The sequence below is a fragment of the Micromonospora sp. S-DT3-3-22 genome (assembly GCF_015354745.1).
Classification (GTDB): Bacteria; Actinomycetota; Actinomycetes; order Mycobacteriales; family Micromonosporaceae; genus Micromonospora; species Micromonospora wenchangensis.
In genome coordinates this window covers 68,862-82,935 of the sequence record NZ_JACGMO010000015.1, presented here as the reverse complement: position 1 = coordinate 82,935, position 14,074 = coordinate 68,862, and the positions used below count along the sequence as shown (strand labels likewise).

Genomic DNA, 14,074 nt, shown 5'->3' with positions numbered 1-14,074 from the left:
CGATGGCCGCCGGAGGTGCCTGCGCCTCGATGGCCGGCGGCGCGGGGGCCGGCTGGTGCGGTACGGGTCGCTGCTCCCGGCCGGGACCCCGACGGGCCGGGGCACCGGGCGACGGGGCGGTGCCGGGGCGGGGGCCGCCACCGAAGAGGTCGAGGAAGGGGGAGTCGATGTCGGTGCCGTCACCCACCAGCATCGGCGCGGCGGGTGCCGGCTCGGCCTCGGGGGTGCCCCGGCCGGGGCTGGGCCGGGGGGCCTGGAACACCCCAACGCCGCCCTGACCCGGGCCGGTGAGCAGGGACGGGTCGTACGGCTCGTCGTCCCGTAGCTCCTCCTGGGGGTAGTCGAACGACCGCGCACGGTTACCGTGTGGGGCGCTGTGTCGTCCGGCCGGGAAACCCGGCGTGGAAGAGCGACTCATTCGACCGCCTCACCCGTGTGGTCCGACTGCCCGATTCGGGTACGCCCCGTCATGCCAGTTCCTCCCGGATCCTGATCCGGCTGCCGACCAGGCGGGGGTCCCGCAGTTCGGTGGCCGGTTCCCGGGTGCGTCGCCAGTCGGTGAGCGCGGTGCGGATGACCATCCGCGCCGGCCGGTCCGGGTCGACGTACCGGAAGATGAACGAGGTGCTCACGATGGCGAGCGCGATCTCCCAGGCGGGAAAGAGCTCGACCTGCAACGTGAACAGCCAGTGGATGAACATGTAGAGGGGCACGAGCAGCATGAACAGTCCGTACTGGGCGTACGGCAGGTGGACCGGAAGGGTGTAGCCGGGCGGCCCGAGGTAGACCAGGCGGGCCCGGTAGATGTCGTCGTCGGTGCGCAGCCGCATGTCTCGCCCGCGCCTATTCGAAGATCAGATCGATCAGGTAGTCACCGATGAAGAAGAGTGTGGCCGCACCGGCGATGAAGGCCAGCCCGACGATCGCGATGGCCGAGCTGGTCAGCACCTTGGAGATCTCGCCCCGGCTGGCCCGGCCGATGAAGATGACCCCGAGCACGGCGAGCAGGATGGGTGCGATCTTGCTGGCGAAGAAGGTGACGACACCGTTGGTGTCGATGCCCTTGGGGGCCGGCTCGGCGAGTGGCGTCGTCGCCAGGGTGTGCAGCACCTGTGCGACGCCGGAAGACGTCGTCTCCATCAGCTCGAAGGCGATCACTGGAACCTCCCCATAACGCGGCCGGCGGTGCCGCGGTGGTGCAGTAGGCAAGCCTGGCGGGAATGTGCTCACTGTGCACAGCGTCGATGACGCGGCGCGGGTTTCTCACCACGGAGAGTGGCGAGATTTGGGGGGATTTTCCCGCTTCGGCCCTCCCTCCAGGCTTCGCCATCTCTTGATGCTGGGCAATTCCACAGCGTACGGGCCGCCCCCCTTTGCGACAAGCCGCGAAGAGTCGGCCCGATTCGACCCGGAAGACCGATCGTACACCTGTTCCAACAGGCACGTCAGGGTGGCCGTGGAAGGGCTGGTGGGGGTCCCCGGAGCGGCCCGACGCGACCGGTACCGTCTAGTCGTGACCGATCTGGTGCGGGCGCAGGCCCCGGTGGTGATGGGCGTCCTCAACGTCACCCCCGACTCCTTCTCCGACGGCGGCCGGTACGCCGACCTCGACGCCGCCGTCGCACACGGTGTGCGACTGCGTGACGAGGGCGCGCACCTGGTCGACGTCGGGGGCGAGTCCACCCGCCCGGGTGCCGACCGGGTCGACCCCCGCACCGAGGCGTCCCGGGTGCTGCCGGTGATCCGCGAACTCGCCGCCGCCGGGGTGCCGGTCAGCATCGACACCACCCGCGCCCCGGTCGCCGAGGCGGCCGTCGTCGCCGGGGCCGCCGTGGTCAACGACGTCTCGGGCGGGCTGGCCGACCCCGACATGGCCCGGGTGGTCCGCGACGCCGGCTGCCCCTGGGTGCTGATGCACTGGCGGGGACACTCCCGGGGGATGCGCGAGCTGGCCAGCTACACCGACGTGGTCACCGACGTCCGGGCCGAACTGGCCCAGCGGGTCGACGACGCGCTGGCCGCCGGGGTGGCCGCCGACCGGCTGGTGATCGACCCCGGCCTCGGCTTCGCCAAGACCGCCGCGCACAACTGGGAACTCAGCGCCCGCCTGCCCGAACTGCTCGACCTCGGCCTGCCGCTGCTCTTCGGCGCCAGCCGCAAGTCCTACCTGGGCCACCTGCTCGCCACCCCCGACGGCACCCCCCGCGACACCGACGGCCGGGCCGCCGCCACCATCGCCACCAGCGTGCTCGCCGTCGCCGCCGGTGCCTGGGGGGTCCGCGTGCACGACGTCCGGGGCACCACCGACGCGCTCGCCGTCTGGTCGGCCACCGGCCGCCCCCGGCTCGCCACCACCGGCAACGACCCGGCCCCCACCGGCCGGACGGAGGGAGGATCGTGACCGACCGGATCGTCCTGACCGGACTGCGGGCCCGGGGCCGGCACGGCGTCTACGACTTCGAACGCGCCGAGGGCCAGGACTTCGTGGTGGACGCCGAACTCGAACTCGACCTCGCCCCGGCCGCCCGCTCCGACGAGGTGACCGACACCGTGCACTACGGCGAGCTGGCGCAGCGGCTGGTCGCGGTGGTCACCGGCGAGCCGGTCAACCTGATCGAGACGCTGGCCGACCGGCTGCTCGCGGTCTGCCTGGCCGAGCCGCTGGTCACCGCCGCCACCGTCACCGTCCACAAGCCCGAGGCCCCGATCCCGCACACCTTCACCGACGTGGCCGTCACGATGCGGCGTACCCGGTGACCCGGGCGGTGCTGTCGATCGGCAGCAACCTGGGCGACCGGCTCGGCCACCTGCGGGCCGCGGTCGCGGGCCTGGGCGACGCGGTGCTGGTGGTCTCCGGCGTCTACGAGACACCCCCGTGGGGCGACGCCGACCAGCCGGCGTACCTGAACGCGGCGGTCATGGTCGCCGACCCGGCGGCGACCCCGGACGACTGGCTGGCGCGGGCGCACGCCGCCGAGGCCGCCGCCGGCCGGGTCCGCGACCCCGCCCGCCGGTACGGGCCGCGCACCCTCGACGTCGACGTCGTCGCCGTCTGGGACGACGCCGGACGGCCGGTGCTCAGCGACGACCCCGGGCTGACCCTGCCGCACCCCCGCGCCCACCAGCGCGCCTTCGTGCTCCGGCCGTGGATCGACATCGACCCGCACGGGCGGCTGGCGGGGCACGGCTGGCTCACCGACCTGCTCAACGCCGAGCCGGTCGCCGGGGACACCCTCGAACTGACCCCCCGCCCCGATCTTTCGTTAGAGTCGGACACATGAACCAGTGGAGCCGGCCGGTATGACGCCGTCCCGACCGCCCCGTGACCGGGAGCCCGACGGGTCGAGGATGGGCCCCACCCGGTTCTCGACGCTGCTGGTCGCCGCGCTCGCCGCCGCCGCCGTGGCCTGGTTGCTGATCAGCGGCTTCTACTACAGCGGCATCCCCCGGCTGCCCTGGCTGCCGGTGGTCACCCTGGCCGCGCTGGCCGTGCTGGAGGCGTACGCGGCGGTCAACACCCGTGGCCGGATCGAACGCAAGCCCGGCCGGGAGCCGGTCAACCCGCTGCTGGTCGCCCGGTTCGTGGTGCTGGCCAAGGCGTCCGCGCTGGCCGGGGCGATCTTCCTCGGCTTCTACGCCGGGCTGACCGGCTGGCTCTTCGTCGAGCCGACCAACGCCGCCATCGAGGACCGGCCCGCCGCCGGGGCGGGCACCCTCGCCGCGCTGGCCCTGGTGGCCGCCGCGCTCTGGCTCGAACGCTCCTGCCGGGTCCCCGAGTCCGACGACGACGCCGACGACCGGGCGGACCGACCCGGGCAGCGCTGACAGGGGTTACGTCCGCCCCCGGCGCGCGGGTACGGTGCCTGGCGACCGGAACACAGTCAGCCGTCACCGGTGACGGCCGGTCACCTGGGAGGCGCACCGCATGGTGTACGACGAACCGGGCCGGACCGCGTCGGCAGAGGTGCCCGCGACCGTGCCCGAGAACGTCCTCGACGACCCGACGCAGGGGGAACCCGGCCGGGACCGGCTCGGCGTGCACGTGGTCTGGGAACTGGTGCTGCTGCTCGCCCTCGCCGCGCTGGCCTACCTGCTGTGGCGGGAGGATCCCGACGCGCTGCGCGGTGCCGGCCTGCGGCGGCTGCTCGTCGACGCGGTCGCGCTCGGCCTGCTCGTCCTCGCCGCCGGGCTGAGCCTGCGGACCGCCGCGGTGAACCTGGCGATCGGCCCGGTCGCGCTGGCCGCCGCGCTGCACTTCGCCGAGCAGGGCGACCGGGGGGTGTCCACGGCGATCGTCCCGGCCCTGGTCGCCGCCGCGCTGGGCGGGCTGGCCCTGGCCTGGGCGGTGGTGGTGCTGCACGTGCCCGGTTGGGCGGCCAGCCTCGCCGCCGCCGCCGGGATGATCGTCTGGATCGAGCGGCGGGACCTGCCGGTGGCGGTGCAGGCCGACTACGACCCCCGGCGCAACGCCTACTACCTGTTCGCCGGGTTCGCCGCGGTGGCCGTCCTGCTCGGCGCGTTCGGCGCGATCCGGACCGTACGCCGGCTGGTCGGCCGGTTCCGGCCGGTGGCCGACCCGGCCCGTCGCCGCGGCATGGCCGCTGCCCTGGTCACCTCGGCCGCGCTGATCGCCTCCACGGTGCTGGCGATGCTCGCCGGGGTGCTCGTCGCCGCCAACGCGGACGGGCCGGTGACGCCGACGTCGGGACTGGACTGGACGGTGCTCGCGGTCGGCGTGTCCATGTTCGGTGGCACCAGCGCGTACGGCCGGCGGGGTGGAATCTTCGGCGCCCTCCTCGTGGTCGGCCTGGTGGTTACGTACCTGGCCTGGGCGGACGGCGTCGGCGCGCCGACCGACCGGTGGGCCGTCGGCGGGGCGGCCCTGGCCGGTGGGCTGCTGGTCACCCGGCTGGTCGAGACGTACGGCCGGCCCCGCACCGTCCGGGGTGAACCGGTCGAGCTGCCGCCGGTGCGGGACGGGGCGATCAGCTCCGGTTGGTCGATGCCCCCGGGCGGGGAGGCGCGCAACTGGACCCCGGCCCTGCCGGAGCGGACGACCGACGACACCCCGCCCGATCCCTGGGAGGCCCCCCGCTGGCAGAGCGCCCCACCCCGCTGGGACGCCGACGGGCGGTGAGCGCCCCGGCCCGGTCCGGTGGGGTCGCCGCGGGCGGGCGTGGACGACGGGCCGGCGACGATCTCGCCGGTTAGGCTCGCGGGCATGACCGAGACTCCTTCCGCCGGCACCGGCCACACCTTCGACCAGCTCGACGCCCTCTCCACCGAGGAGTTGCGGGAGCGGGCCTTCGCGCGGGCCCGGGAGCGGCGGGACGTCGGGTTCTTCTGGTCGGTGCTGCGGCACCTGCCGAACGCCGACGAGGCCGCCGCGCTCGACGGGGCGCCCAACTCGGTGGGGCCGACCATCGACGAGGCGGCGGCGCTGTGGCGGGAACTGACCGGGCACGGCTACGAGGAGTCCGCGCCGCTGCTGCGGGCGGCGTTCATCGACTACCTGATGAAGCACTGAGCGGCCGATCCGCCGGCTGGCGGGAGAGGTTTGCCGGCCGTGGCGGGTCGGGAACTTCCCGCCGCATGGCCCTCACCCGACGCCCCCGCACCGTGCAGGGGTACGGCACCGCCGCCGGCACCGGCACCCTCGCCGCGCTGATCCTCGTCGGCGTCTGCGGCAGCCCCTGGTACGTCGGCTGGGCCGAGGCCCACACCGATCCGAACTCCGCCGGGGGCTGGTACCTGCGGCTGCTCGCCTGGCCCGCCTGGAAGGTCGTGTCGACGGACCCGGAGCACGGGGTGCTCGCCACCGACCTGCGGGCCATCCTGCTGCTGTTGTTCGCCGCGGGCCTGCTCTACCTGCTGCCGGCCGGTCAGGTGGCCCGGGTGCCCGGGTCGGCCAGCCAGTTCTTCTCCGGCTGGGCCGCGTACACCCTGGCCGCGGCGGCGGCGACCCTGCTGGCGGCGCTGCTCACCGCGGACGGCCCGCTGCTGGCGGCCTTCGAGACCACCGGCACCGGGGCCGGCTACGGCTTCTTCGCCGGCTGGATCATCGGGCTGGCCAGCCTCGGCGGCCGGGCCTGACCCACCGGGCACGGGCTAGCTGCCGGGCTGCCCGAGGTCGAGCACCCGGGTGCGGCTGAGCGTGCCGGCCGGCCGGCCGTCGGCGGTGACCACGACCGCGTCGGTGCCGGCGGTCAGCATCGCGGCCAGCGCGTCGTACGCCGAGCGGCCCAGCGGCAGTTCCGGCAGGGTCGCGTCGGTGGCCGCGCCGTCGAGCACCTCCCGGGTGACCGGGGTGACCGCCAGCCGGCGGATGCCCCGGTCCGCGCCGACGAACTCGCGCACGAACGGCGAGGCGGGCGTGCCGAGCAGCGCCGCCGGGGTGTCGTACTGCTCCAGCCGGCCGCCCTCGGAGAGCACCGCGATCCGGTCGCCCAGCCGGACGGCCTCGTCGAGGTCGTGGGTGACCAGCACGATGGTCTTGCGGACCTCGGCCTGGAGCCGGAGGAACTCCTCCTGCAACCGGGTCCGCACGATCGGGTCGACGGCGGAGAACGGCTCGTCCATCAGCAGCACCACCGGGTCGGCGGCCAACGCGCGGGCCACCCCGACCCGCTGCCGCTGCCCGCCGGAAAGCTCGTGCGGGTAGCGGCGTCCGAACTGGGCCGGGTCCAACCCGACCAGCTCCAGCAACTCGCCGCTGCGCTTCCGGATCCGCTCCTTCGGCCAGCCGAGCAGCCGGGGTACGGTGCCGACGTTGGTGGCGACCGTCTGGTGCGGGAACAGGCCGACGTTCTGGATGACGTAGCCGATCCGTCGGCGCAGTTTCACCGGGTCGACCCGGGTGATGTCCTCGTCGCCGAGCATGATCCGGCCGCCGGTCGGCTCGATCAGCCGGTTGACCATCCGCAGCACCGTCGACTTGCCGCAGCCGGACGGGCCGATCAGCACCACCAGCTCGCCGGCCGGCACCTCCAGGCTCAGCTCCCGGACGGCGTCGGTGCCGTCCGGGTACCGCTTGCGGATGCCGTCGAGCGTGATCGAGGCGGCGCTGTGCCCTGCGTCGCCGGTGCCCCCGGGGGTAACGTCCACGTGTGTCCTTCCACCTGAGTTACCGGGCCGAGCCGGGTAATCCGTGGTTCTCCTGGCAGTACGTGCGGGACAACTCTGACACCATTCTCGCCGCGCTGCGCGAGCACGCCTCGTTGACCGGCCGGGCCGTGCTGCTCGCCGCGCTGGTGGCCCTGCCGCTGGCGGTGCTGGCCTACTGGTACCGGCGTCTCGCCGGGCCGATTCTCGCATTGACCGGCGTGCTCTACACGATCCCCTCCCTGGCCCTGTTCGCGTTCATCGCCCCCTACCTGGGCATCGGGGCGGTGACCGTGCTCACCGTGGTGGTGCTGTACGCGCTGCTGGTGATCGTGCGCAACGCGGTGGCCGGGCTGAACCAGGTGCCTCCCGAGGTGCGTGACGCCGCCGAGGGCATGGGGTACGGCAGGTGGGCCCGGCTGTTCCGGATCGACCTGCCGTTGGCCCTGCCCGGCATCCTCACCGGGGTACGCCTCGCCACGGTCTCCACCGTCGCGCTGGTAACCGTCGGGGTGGTGATCGGCCGGGGTGGCCTGGGGCAGCTGATCTTCGCCGGGTTCCAGAACAACTTCTACAAGGCCCAGATCATGACCGGCACGCTGCTCTGCGTCCTGCTCGCGCTGGTGCTGGACCTGATCCTGGCCGGCGTGGGCCGCCTGCTCACCCCCTGGCTCCGGAGCCGCCCCCGATGAGCGCGGCGCGGCGGAGCCCCGCAGTCACGAGCGAAGGGCAGACCCGGTGAGTGCGAGGAGTGCAGCGCAGCGGAGCCCCGCAGTCACGAGCGAAAGGCAGACCCGGTGAGTGCGAGGAGTGCAGCGCAGCGGAGCCCCGCAGTCACGAGCGAAAGGCAGACCCGGTGAATCCGGTGCAGCAGGCGGTGGTCTGGCTCAACGACCCGCTCAACTGGACCAACCCCGGTGGGGTGCTGGACCGGGTCGGGGAGCACCTGAGCATGTCCGCCGCGGCGGTGCTGCTGGGCTGCCTGGTGGCCTGGCCGGTCGGCCTCTGGCTGGGGCACTCGGGGCGTGGCGGCGGCGCGGTCGTGCTGATCTCCAACCTGACCCTGTCCATCCCCACCCTGGCGCTGCTGACGATCCTCCCGCTGACCTTCCTCGGCTTCGGGCGGCCGGCGGTGGTGGTCGCGTTGGCCGTGTTCGCGGTGCCGCCGCTGCTGGCCAACGCGTACACCGGGGTGCGGCAGGCCGACCCGGAGGCCCGGGACGCGGCGCGTGGGATGGGGCTGTCCGGGTGGCAGGTGCTGCGCCGGGTGGAGTTGCCGCTGGCGGTGCCGTACCTGGCCGCCGGGTTCCGGACGGCCGCCGTGCAGGTGGTGGCGACGGCGGCACTGGCGTCGTTCGTCAACGGCGGAGGGCTGGGCCAGATCATCCGGGCCGGTTTCGGGCTGGACATCGCGGCCGGTGGCGGGCAGATCATCGCCGGTGGGGTGCTGGTGGCGGGGCTGGCGTTGGCGGCGGAGGGGGTGCTGGCACTGGTCGAGCGGGCGGTCACCCCGCGACCGCTGCGGCGTACCCGGCGGGCGGCGAACCGGCGGGCGGCGGACGCCACGGCGGGGAACTGATCCCTTTCCGTGACGATCACGTGACGAAAGTGGTTCAGAGTTTGTCGGTCGGTCCGGAAGGATATTGGCTGAACCCGCGGGCGGCGACCGTCGCCCGTCGGACACGCGGCCGGCCCTGCCCGGGGTCGCGCCGGGACACGGAAGGCGGGCACGATGCGCGTACGGACACGGCTGGCGGCGGGCGCGGTGGGCGCCCTGACCCTGGCGGGTCTGTTGACCGGGTGTGGGGACGCCGGCTCGTCCGGCACCGACGCTCCGCAGCAGGGCGCGAGCGGTGCGGGCTGCGCCCCGGTCGCCGGTGACCAGCTCGTCGTCCTCGACGACGACAAGAAGCTCCAGAACACCGACAACATCATCCCGGCGGTCAACGCCAAGGTGGCCAACCCGCAGCTGCTCGCCGCGCTGGACAAGGTCTCGGCCGCGCTGGACACGCCGAAGCTGATCGCCCTCAACAAGGCGGTCGACGTGGACCGCAAGACGCCGAAGGCGGCCGCCGAGGAGTTCGCCTCGGCCAACGGGCTGACCACCGGCATCGCCAAGGGCCCGGGTGGGCAGATCGTCGTCGGGGCGGGCAACTTCTCCGAGAGCCAGACCCTGGCCGAGCTGTACAACATCGCCCTGACCGCCGCCGGCTACCAGGTCAAGGTGCAGCAGATCGGCAACCGCGAGCTGTACGAGCCGAGCCTGGAGAAGGGCGAGATCCAGGTCGTCCCCGAGTACGCGGCGACCATGGCCGAGTTCCTCAACACCAAGGCCAACGGCAAGGACGCCACCCCGGTCTCCTCGCCGGAGCTGGACAAGACGGTCAGCGCGTTGAAGTCCGAGGGTGACAAGGCGGGCATCACGTTCGGCACCCCGTCCTCGGCGCAGGACCAGAACGCCTTCGCGGTGACCAAGGCGTTCGCCGACAAGTACGCCCTGAAGACCCTCTCCGACCTGGCGGCCAAGTGCTCCGGCAAGGACACCGTGCTGGCCGGCCCGCCGGAGTGCCCGCAGCGGCCGAAGTGCCAGGCCGGCCTGGTCGAGGTGTACGACTTCAAGGCCGGTTCGTTCAGCTCGCTGGACGCCGGTGGCCCGCAGACCAAGACCGCCCTGAAGACCGGCACCGCCAGCGTCGGTCTGGTCTTCTCGTCCGACGGCGCGCTCGCCACCAGTTGAGCGTGATCCCGGTCGCGGTCGGCTCCCCCCGACCGCGACCGGGCCCGCCCCGCAACGGGGTGATGGTGCCCCGCTGACCAGGGCGGATGTCGGTCAGGTGCGATCCGGTCGCGCCGACCGTACCGGCCGAGATCGGGGCAATTCTGCCCTGGGACCGTTCCCAGCCCGCGTACATCTCGGTAGGCTGCACAGCCATGCCCTCCCCGGTCGTCTCCGAGAAGCGCAGACCGCAACTGCTGACCGTCCTGTTCTGGATCGGGGTGGCGTTCGCGCCGATCGCCGCGCTGATCCTGCTGTTCGCCGACGGCAACGGTCCGCTGCGCTTCGCCGCGGTGCTGGCCATCACCGCCGTGGTGCTGATCGGCCTGTCCATCGCGCTGCGCGCCGACGGGGGCGTCCAGGCGTCCGACGAGACGGTGCTCGACGAGTTGGAGCAGCTCCGCCGCGAGCTGCGCAGCGAGATCGTGGCGGCCGCCCAGCGCGGCAACCAGGCGCTGGACCAGTCGCAGCGGGCCGAGGAGCAGGTCACCGCGTTGCGTCGCCGGTTGGACGCGGCGGCCGAGCTGGCTGCCGCCGTCGCCGCCCCGCCCGCCGAGGATTCCGTCGCCGGTGCGGGCCGGGCCCGGGTCCCGGCCGCCGAACCGGCACCGGAGGCCCCGGTGGGCCGGCGACGGGCCGTGGTCGAGGAGCCCCCGTCGGACTGGAGCCACCCGGAGGCTTCCGAGCCGGTCGCGACGGGCCGGGGCCGGGTTCCGGCCGACCGGGAGGCCGCCGAACCGACCGGCCGCCGCTACGCCCCGGAGCGCCCGACCACCGGGCAGGCCGGGGTGTACGGGGCGGCCAGCCGGGAGCCACGCGGCGGGGCGCCCGCCGCCGAGTCGCCGTCCCGCCCGCTCGGGGTGGTGCGGCACACCGAGACCGTGCACGTGACCACCCGGCACACCGTCGTCGACGGCCCCGATCCGGCCGGCGGCTACGGCGGTGGGTACGCCGGCCGGTGGGCCTCCGGCGGGGACGAGTCGTCCTGGGCCGGCGGGGAGCCGGAGCGTTCCTGGCCGGCGCAGGCCGAGCCGACCGGCCGCGGCTGGTCGGCCCCGCCGGAGGACCGTTCCCGGGCGTCCCGTCCGGCGTCCCGGGACGAGCGGGCCTGGCCGGCCGCTGCCGGCCCCGGGTGGTCGACGCCGAGCGACGACCGGCCCGAGCCGGGCCGGCCGGAGTGGTCGGCGGGTAGCGGCGAGGCCGGTGCCTGGTCGGCGGGCGGCCGGTCCGGTTGGGCGGGGGGCCGTGCCGAGCCGCCCGAGCCGCGCACCGGTGACCGCTGGGCGCAGGACCGGGCCGATGCGCCGGCCCGTGAGGCGCAGGCCGGTGACCGCTGGGCCGAGGTGCGCGACGAGGGGCGGGCCCGGGAGGTACGGGTCGGGGAGCGCCGGGCGGAGGCGCGCGCCGACGGCGGCTACCAGTACTCGGACCGGTGGGCGTCGGTGCGGCAGGAGGAGCCGTACCGGGACGGGGCGGACCCCACCGGCGACCGGTGGGGTGGCGGTCGACCGGAGCAGTCCGACCGTCCCGCGCTGCCGGCCGGCGGGGTGCCGGTGCCGCAGCAGTGGCGGGAGCCGGCACGCAGCCACCGGCCGGCCGAACAGTGGCCGGCCCACGCGACCCCACCGGCGCAGGACCGGCCGGACGGGCAGTGGCCGGCCCGCGCCGAGCCGCAGCCCGCCCAGGAGTGGCCGGCGCGCGCCGACGACCGGCGGTGGGAGGGGCAGCGGGCCGAGCAGTGGCGGGACCGGGAGCCGGTGGTGTCGTGGCGTGACCCCGAGCCCGAGCCGCGCGACCACCAGCAGTGGGCGGGCGGGCAGCGGTACGGCTACCCGCCGCAGGACGACGCTCCGCGTGCGGGCGGGCACTGGCGCTGACCGCCGGGGGCGGACCGTCGCCGGCAGGGTCAGGGGCGGTTCACTTGTCGATGTCGCCGACCACGAAGAACATCGAGCCGAGGATGGCGATCAGGTCGGGCACCAGGCAGCCGGGGAGCAGGGTGGCCAACGCCTGCACGTTGGCGTACGACGCGGTGCGCAGCTTGAGCCGCCACGGCGTCTTCTCGCCCCGCGACACCAGGTAGTAGCCGTTGATCCCGAGCGGGTTCTCCGTCCACGCGTAGGTGTGTCCCTCGGGGGCCTTGACCACCTTGGGCAGTCGGGTGTTCACCGGTCCGGTGAGCCGGTCGACCCGGTCGAGGCACTGTTCGGCGAGGTCGAGGGAGGCGTACACCTGGTCGAGCAGCACCTCGAAGCGGGCGTGGCAGTCCCCGGCGGTGCGGGTGACCACCGGCACGTCGAGCTGGTCGTACGCCAGGTAGGGCTCGTCGCGGCGCAGGTCGAGGTCGAGCCCGGAGGCGCGGGCGACCGGCCCGGACGCCCCGAACGCGGCGGCGTCGGCGGCCGACAGCACCCCCACCCCGACGGTGCGGGCCAGGAAGATCTCGTTGCGCCGGATCAGGTTGTCGAGGTCGGGCATCCGGCGGCGGACCTCGTCGATGGCGGCGCGGGCCCGGCCGGTCCAGCCGGCGGGGACCTCCTCCTTGAGCCCGCCGACCCGGTTGAACATGTAGTGGATGCGGCCGCCGGAGACCTCCTCCATCACCGCCTGGATGGTCTCCCGTTCCCGGAACGCGTAGAAGACCGGGGTGATCGCGCCGATCTCCAGCGGGTAGGAGCCGAGGAACATCAGGTGGTTGAGCACCCGGTTCAGCTCGGCCAGCGCCATCCGCAGCCAGGTGGCCCGCTCGGGCACCTCCATGCCCATCAGCCGTTCCACGGCGAGCACCACGCCCAGCTCGTTGGAGAACGCCGACAGCCAGTCGTGCCGGTTGGCCAGCACGATGATCTGCCGGTAGTCGCGGACCTCGAACAGTTTCTCCGCGCCCCGGTGCATGTACCCGACGATGGGTTCGGCGGCGACCACCCGTTCCCCGTCGAGCACCAGTTTCAGCCGGAGCACGCCGTGCGTCGAGGGGTGTTGCGGGCCGATGTTGAGCACCATGTCGGTGCCGAGCTGTTCCCCGCCGGCCCCGGTGCCGACGGTCAGCTCGCGCAGTTCACCGGTGTCCGTGGTCATGTCGGTCATCGTGCCATGAGCGTATCGACGGTGACGCCGACCGGCTGGAGCAGCCAGTGGTGTCCGCCGAGCCCGGCCGGGTCGGTCAGCTCGGCCACCGCCGAGGCGGCGGCGAGGGCCCGCACGTAGCCGGCCGGGTCGGTGCCGGCCAGGCTCAGCGCCGGTCGGCCGCCGTCGGCTCCGAGCGCCCGCAGCGCCTCCCGCTGCGACAGCAACGTGTACGCACACCCGGCGACCCGGGCACCGGCGGCGGCGACGGAGTCCACGGCGACGTGCGCGGTGATGTCACACGAGCCGTCCGGCACCGGCGGCACCTGTCGCCCGTTCCGGTACCCGGTCAACGTGCCGCCCACCGGCCGCCGCTCCCGCAGGTGCCCGTAGTCGACGGCCAACGCCACCCCCCGCCGCAGCCGCCGGACGACCCCGCCCCAGGCCAGGTCCCGCCCCCGCCCCACCTCCACCCGCTCCCCGCGCTCGGTGATCAAGAGGTTTGCGTCAGGTTCGGGCCCCTCCGTTGACGCAAACCTCTTGATCACCGGGGCGGTGATGGGGGCGGAGGGCCGGGGCGGGGTGGGGGTGGGGTGCCAGGTGGTTAGCCAGGTCAGGTCTTCCGGGGTCAGTGGGGGGCCGGGGGTTTCCTCGCCGGTGCTCGGGTCCACCAGGTGGTAGCGCCAGCCGGTGTCGGTGGGGACGGCCACGTCCAGGGGGACGTTGTCCAGCCATTCGGTAGCGGTCAACAGGCCGGTGATCCCCTCCGGGGGCTCGGTCGCCCAGGCGATGACGGGCGGCAGGTCCGCCGGGCGGGGGGCCAGTTCCACGGCCGTGAGGCGCAGGCGGTCAGCCAGCGGCGTCGGAGCCGCGTCGGGCGTCGCCGACCCGTGGGCCAGGGCGGCCAGGGCGCGCAGCAGCTCACCCCGGCCGGCGCCCACGTCCACCACGTCGAACGGGGTGGGGAAACCGAGGGCGGCGTCGAGGCGGGACACGAGCCGGAACACCGCCGCCGCGAACGCCGGGGAGGCGTGCACGCTGGTCCGGAAGTGGTCGGCCGGGCCGGACCCGGAGACGAAGAAGCCGTGTGGCCCGTAGAGGGCGGCGTCCATGGCGTCCCGCCAGCGCATC

16 protein-coding genes and 1 pseudogene are annotated in these 14,074 nt (G+C 74.3%); 11 read left to right on the top strand and 6 right to left on the bottom strand.

Annotation, left to right across the window (positions count from 1 at the left end):
• From H1A17_RS06885 to H1A17_RS06875, 3 genes and pseudogenes are all read right to left on the bottom strand, one after another.
• Positions 1-418: pseudogene (locus H1A17_RS06885) on the bottom strand (hypothetical protein); the annotation flags it as partial.
• A 49-nt stretch (positions 419-467) separates the two neighbouring features.
• A complete protein-coding gene (locus tag H1A17_RS06880; RefSeq protein WP_194821406.1) occupies positions 468-830 on the bottom strand; it encodes a hypothetical protein in 363 nt (120 codons plus the stop codon).
• Positions 831-843: 13 nt separating this feature from the next.
• Positions 844-1,158 (bottom strand): hypothetical protein, encoded by a 315-nt coding sequence (locus H1A17_RS06875; RefSeq protein WP_088643869.1) that lies wholly within the window; start codon positions 1,156-1,158, stop codon positions 844-846.
• Positions 1,159-1,513: 355 nt separating this feature from the next.
• Here H1A17_RS06875 and folP point away from each other — a divergent pair, with 355 nt between their 5' ends.
• From folP to H1A17_RS06840, 7 genes are all read left to right on the top strand, one after another.
• On the top strand, positions 1,514-2,401 hold the full coding sequence (folP, locus tag H1A17_RS06870) for a dihydropteroate synthase (RefSeq protein WP_194821405.1): 888 nt from the start codon (positions 1,514-1,516) through the stop codon (positions 2,399-2,401).
• Entirely contained in the window at positions 2,398-2,757 is a 360-nt protein-coding gene (gene folB / locus H1A17_RS06865; RefSeq protein WP_194821404.1) for a dihydroneopterin aldolase, read from the top strand. Before folP ends, folB begins: the two co-directional genes overlap by 4 nt.
• Positions 2,754-3,281 (top strand): 2-amino-4-hydroxy-6-hydroxymethyldihydropteridine diphosphokinase, encoded by a 528-nt coding sequence (folK, locus tag H1A17_RS06860; protein WP_145922098.1) that lies wholly within the window; start codon positions 2,754-2,756, stop codon positions 3,279-3,281. The genes folB and folK overlap by 4 nt, the downstream gene beginning before the upstream one ends.
• Before the next feature lie 67 nt (positions 3,282-3,348).
• Entirely contained in the window at positions 3,349-3,825 is a 477-nt protein-coding gene (locus H1A17_RS06855) for a DUF3180 domain-containing protein (RefSeq protein WP_375372791.1), read from the top strand.
• Positions 3,826-3,925: 100 nt separating this feature from the next.
• Positions 3,926-5,137, top strand: a complete 1,212-nt coding sequence (locus H1A17_RS06850; protein ID WP_194821402.1) for an ABC transporter permease — start codon at positions 3,926-3,928, stop codon at positions 5,135-5,137.
• 84 nt (positions 5,138-5,221) lie between these two features.
• Entirely contained in the window at positions 5,222-5,527 is a 306-nt protein-coding gene (locus H1A17_RS06845) for a hypothetical protein (RefSeq protein WP_088643875.1), read from the top strand.
• A 65-nt stretch (positions 5,528-5,592) separates the two neighbouring features.
• Positions 5,593-6,093 carry a hypothetical protein gene (locus H1A17_RS06840; protein ID WP_194821401.1) on the top strand — a complete coding sequence of 167 codons (501 nt, stop codon included), beginning with the start codon at positions 5,593-5,595 and terminating at the stop codon, positions 6,091-6,093.
• A gap of 15 nt (positions 6,094-6,108) precedes the next feature.
• Here H1A17_RS06840 and H1A17_RS06835 read toward each other — a convergent pair whose 3' ends face one another.
• Positions 6,109-7,104, bottom strand: a complete 996-nt coding sequence (locus H1A17_RS06835; protein WP_145922095.1) for an ABC transporter ATP-binding protein — start codon at positions 7,102-7,104, stop codon at positions 6,109-6,111.
• A 2-nt stretch (positions 7,105-7,106) separates the two neighbouring features.
• On the opposite strand from H1A17_RS06835, the gene H1A17_RS06830 reads away from it, so the two are divergent.
• The 4 genes from H1A17_RS06830 (at position 7,107) to H1A17_RS06815 (ending at position 11,754) form a co-directional block, all read left to right on the top strand.
• Entirely contained in the window at positions 7,107-7,793 is a 687-nt protein-coding gene (locus tag H1A17_RS06830; RefSeq protein WP_088643878.1) for an ABC transporter permease, read from the top strand.
• A gap of 164 nt (positions 7,794-7,957) precedes the next feature.
• Positions 7,958-8,680 (top strand): ABC transporter permease, encoded by a 723-nt coding sequence (locus H1A17_RS06825; RefSeq protein ID WP_194821400.1) that lies wholly within the window; start codon positions 7,958-7,960, stop codon positions 8,678-8,680.
• 153 nt (positions 8,681-8,833) lie between these two features.
• Positions 8,834-9,838, top strand: coding sequence for a glycine betaine ABC transporter substrate-binding protein (locus tag H1A17_RS06820; protein ID WP_145922093.1), 1,005 nt, complete (start codon positions 8,834-8,836; stop codon positions 9,836-9,838).
• 194 nt (positions 9,839-10,032) lie between these two features.
• Positions 10,033-11,754, top strand: coding sequence for a hypothetical protein (locus H1A17_RS06815; protein ID WP_194821399.1), 1,722 nt, complete (start codon positions 10,033-10,035; stop codon positions 11,752-11,754).
• A gap of 40 nt (positions 11,755-11,794) precedes the next feature.
• On the opposite strand, the gene H1A17_RS06810 is transcribed toward H1A17_RS06815, so the two are convergent.
• Both H1A17_RS06810 and H1A17_RS06805 read right to left on the bottom strand, forming a co-directional pair.
• Entirely contained in the window at positions 11,795-12,964 is a 1,170-nt protein-coding gene (locus H1A17_RS06810) for an NADH-quinone oxidoreductase subunit D (protein WP_194821398.1), read from the bottom strand.
• Positions 12,961-14,073: an SAM-dependent methyltransferase gene (locus H1A17_RS06805; protein ID WP_375372792.1), complete on the bottom strand. Its 1,113-nt coding sequence runs from the start codon at positions 14,071-14,073 to the stop codon at positions 12,961-12,963. The genes H1A17_RS06810 and H1A17_RS06805 overlap by 4 nt, the downstream gene beginning before the upstream one ends.
• Position 14,074: the final 1 nt, after the last annotated feature.

Excerpts from the sequence above, each read along its gene's own strand:
- H1A17_RS06810 (WP_194821398.1), bottom strand. The coding sequence starts at position 12,964 with ATGACCGACATGACCACGGACACCGGTGAACTGCGCGAGCTGACCGTC.
- H1A17_RS06840 (WP_194821401.1), top strand. The coding sequence starts at position 5,593 with ATGGCCCTCACCCGACGCCCCCGCACCGTGCAGGGGTACGGCACCGCC.
- H1A17_RS06820 (WP_145922093.1), top strand. The coding sequence starts at position 8,834 with ATGCGCGTACGGACACGGCTGGCGGCGGGCGCGGTGGGCGCCCTGACC.
- H1A17_RS06845 (WP_088643875.1), top strand. The coding sequence starts at position 5,222 with ATGACCGAGACTCCTTCCGCCGGCACCGGCCACACCTTCGACCAGCTC.
- H1A17_RS06850 (WP_194821402.1), top strand. The coding sequence starts at position 3,926 with ATGGTGTACGACGAACCGGGCCGGACCGCGTCGGCAGAGGTGCCCGCG.
- H1A17_RS06805 (WP_375372792.1), bottom strand. The coding sequence starts at position 14,073 with ATGCGCTGGCGGGACGCCATGGACGCCGCCCTCTACGGGCCACACGGC.
- H1A17_RS06855 (WP_375372791.1), top strand. The coding sequence starts at position 3,349 with ATGGGCCCCACCCGGTTCTCGACGCTGCTGGTCGCCGCGCTCGCCGCC.
- H1A17_RS06815 (WP_194821399.1), top strand. The coding sequence starts at position 10,033 with ATGCCCTCCCCGGTCGTCTCCGAGAAGCGCAGACCGCAACTGCTGACC.
- H1A17_RS06880 (WP_194821406.1), bottom strand. The coding sequence starts at position 830 with ATGCGGCTGCGCACCGACGACGACATCTACCGGGCCCGCCTGGTCTAC.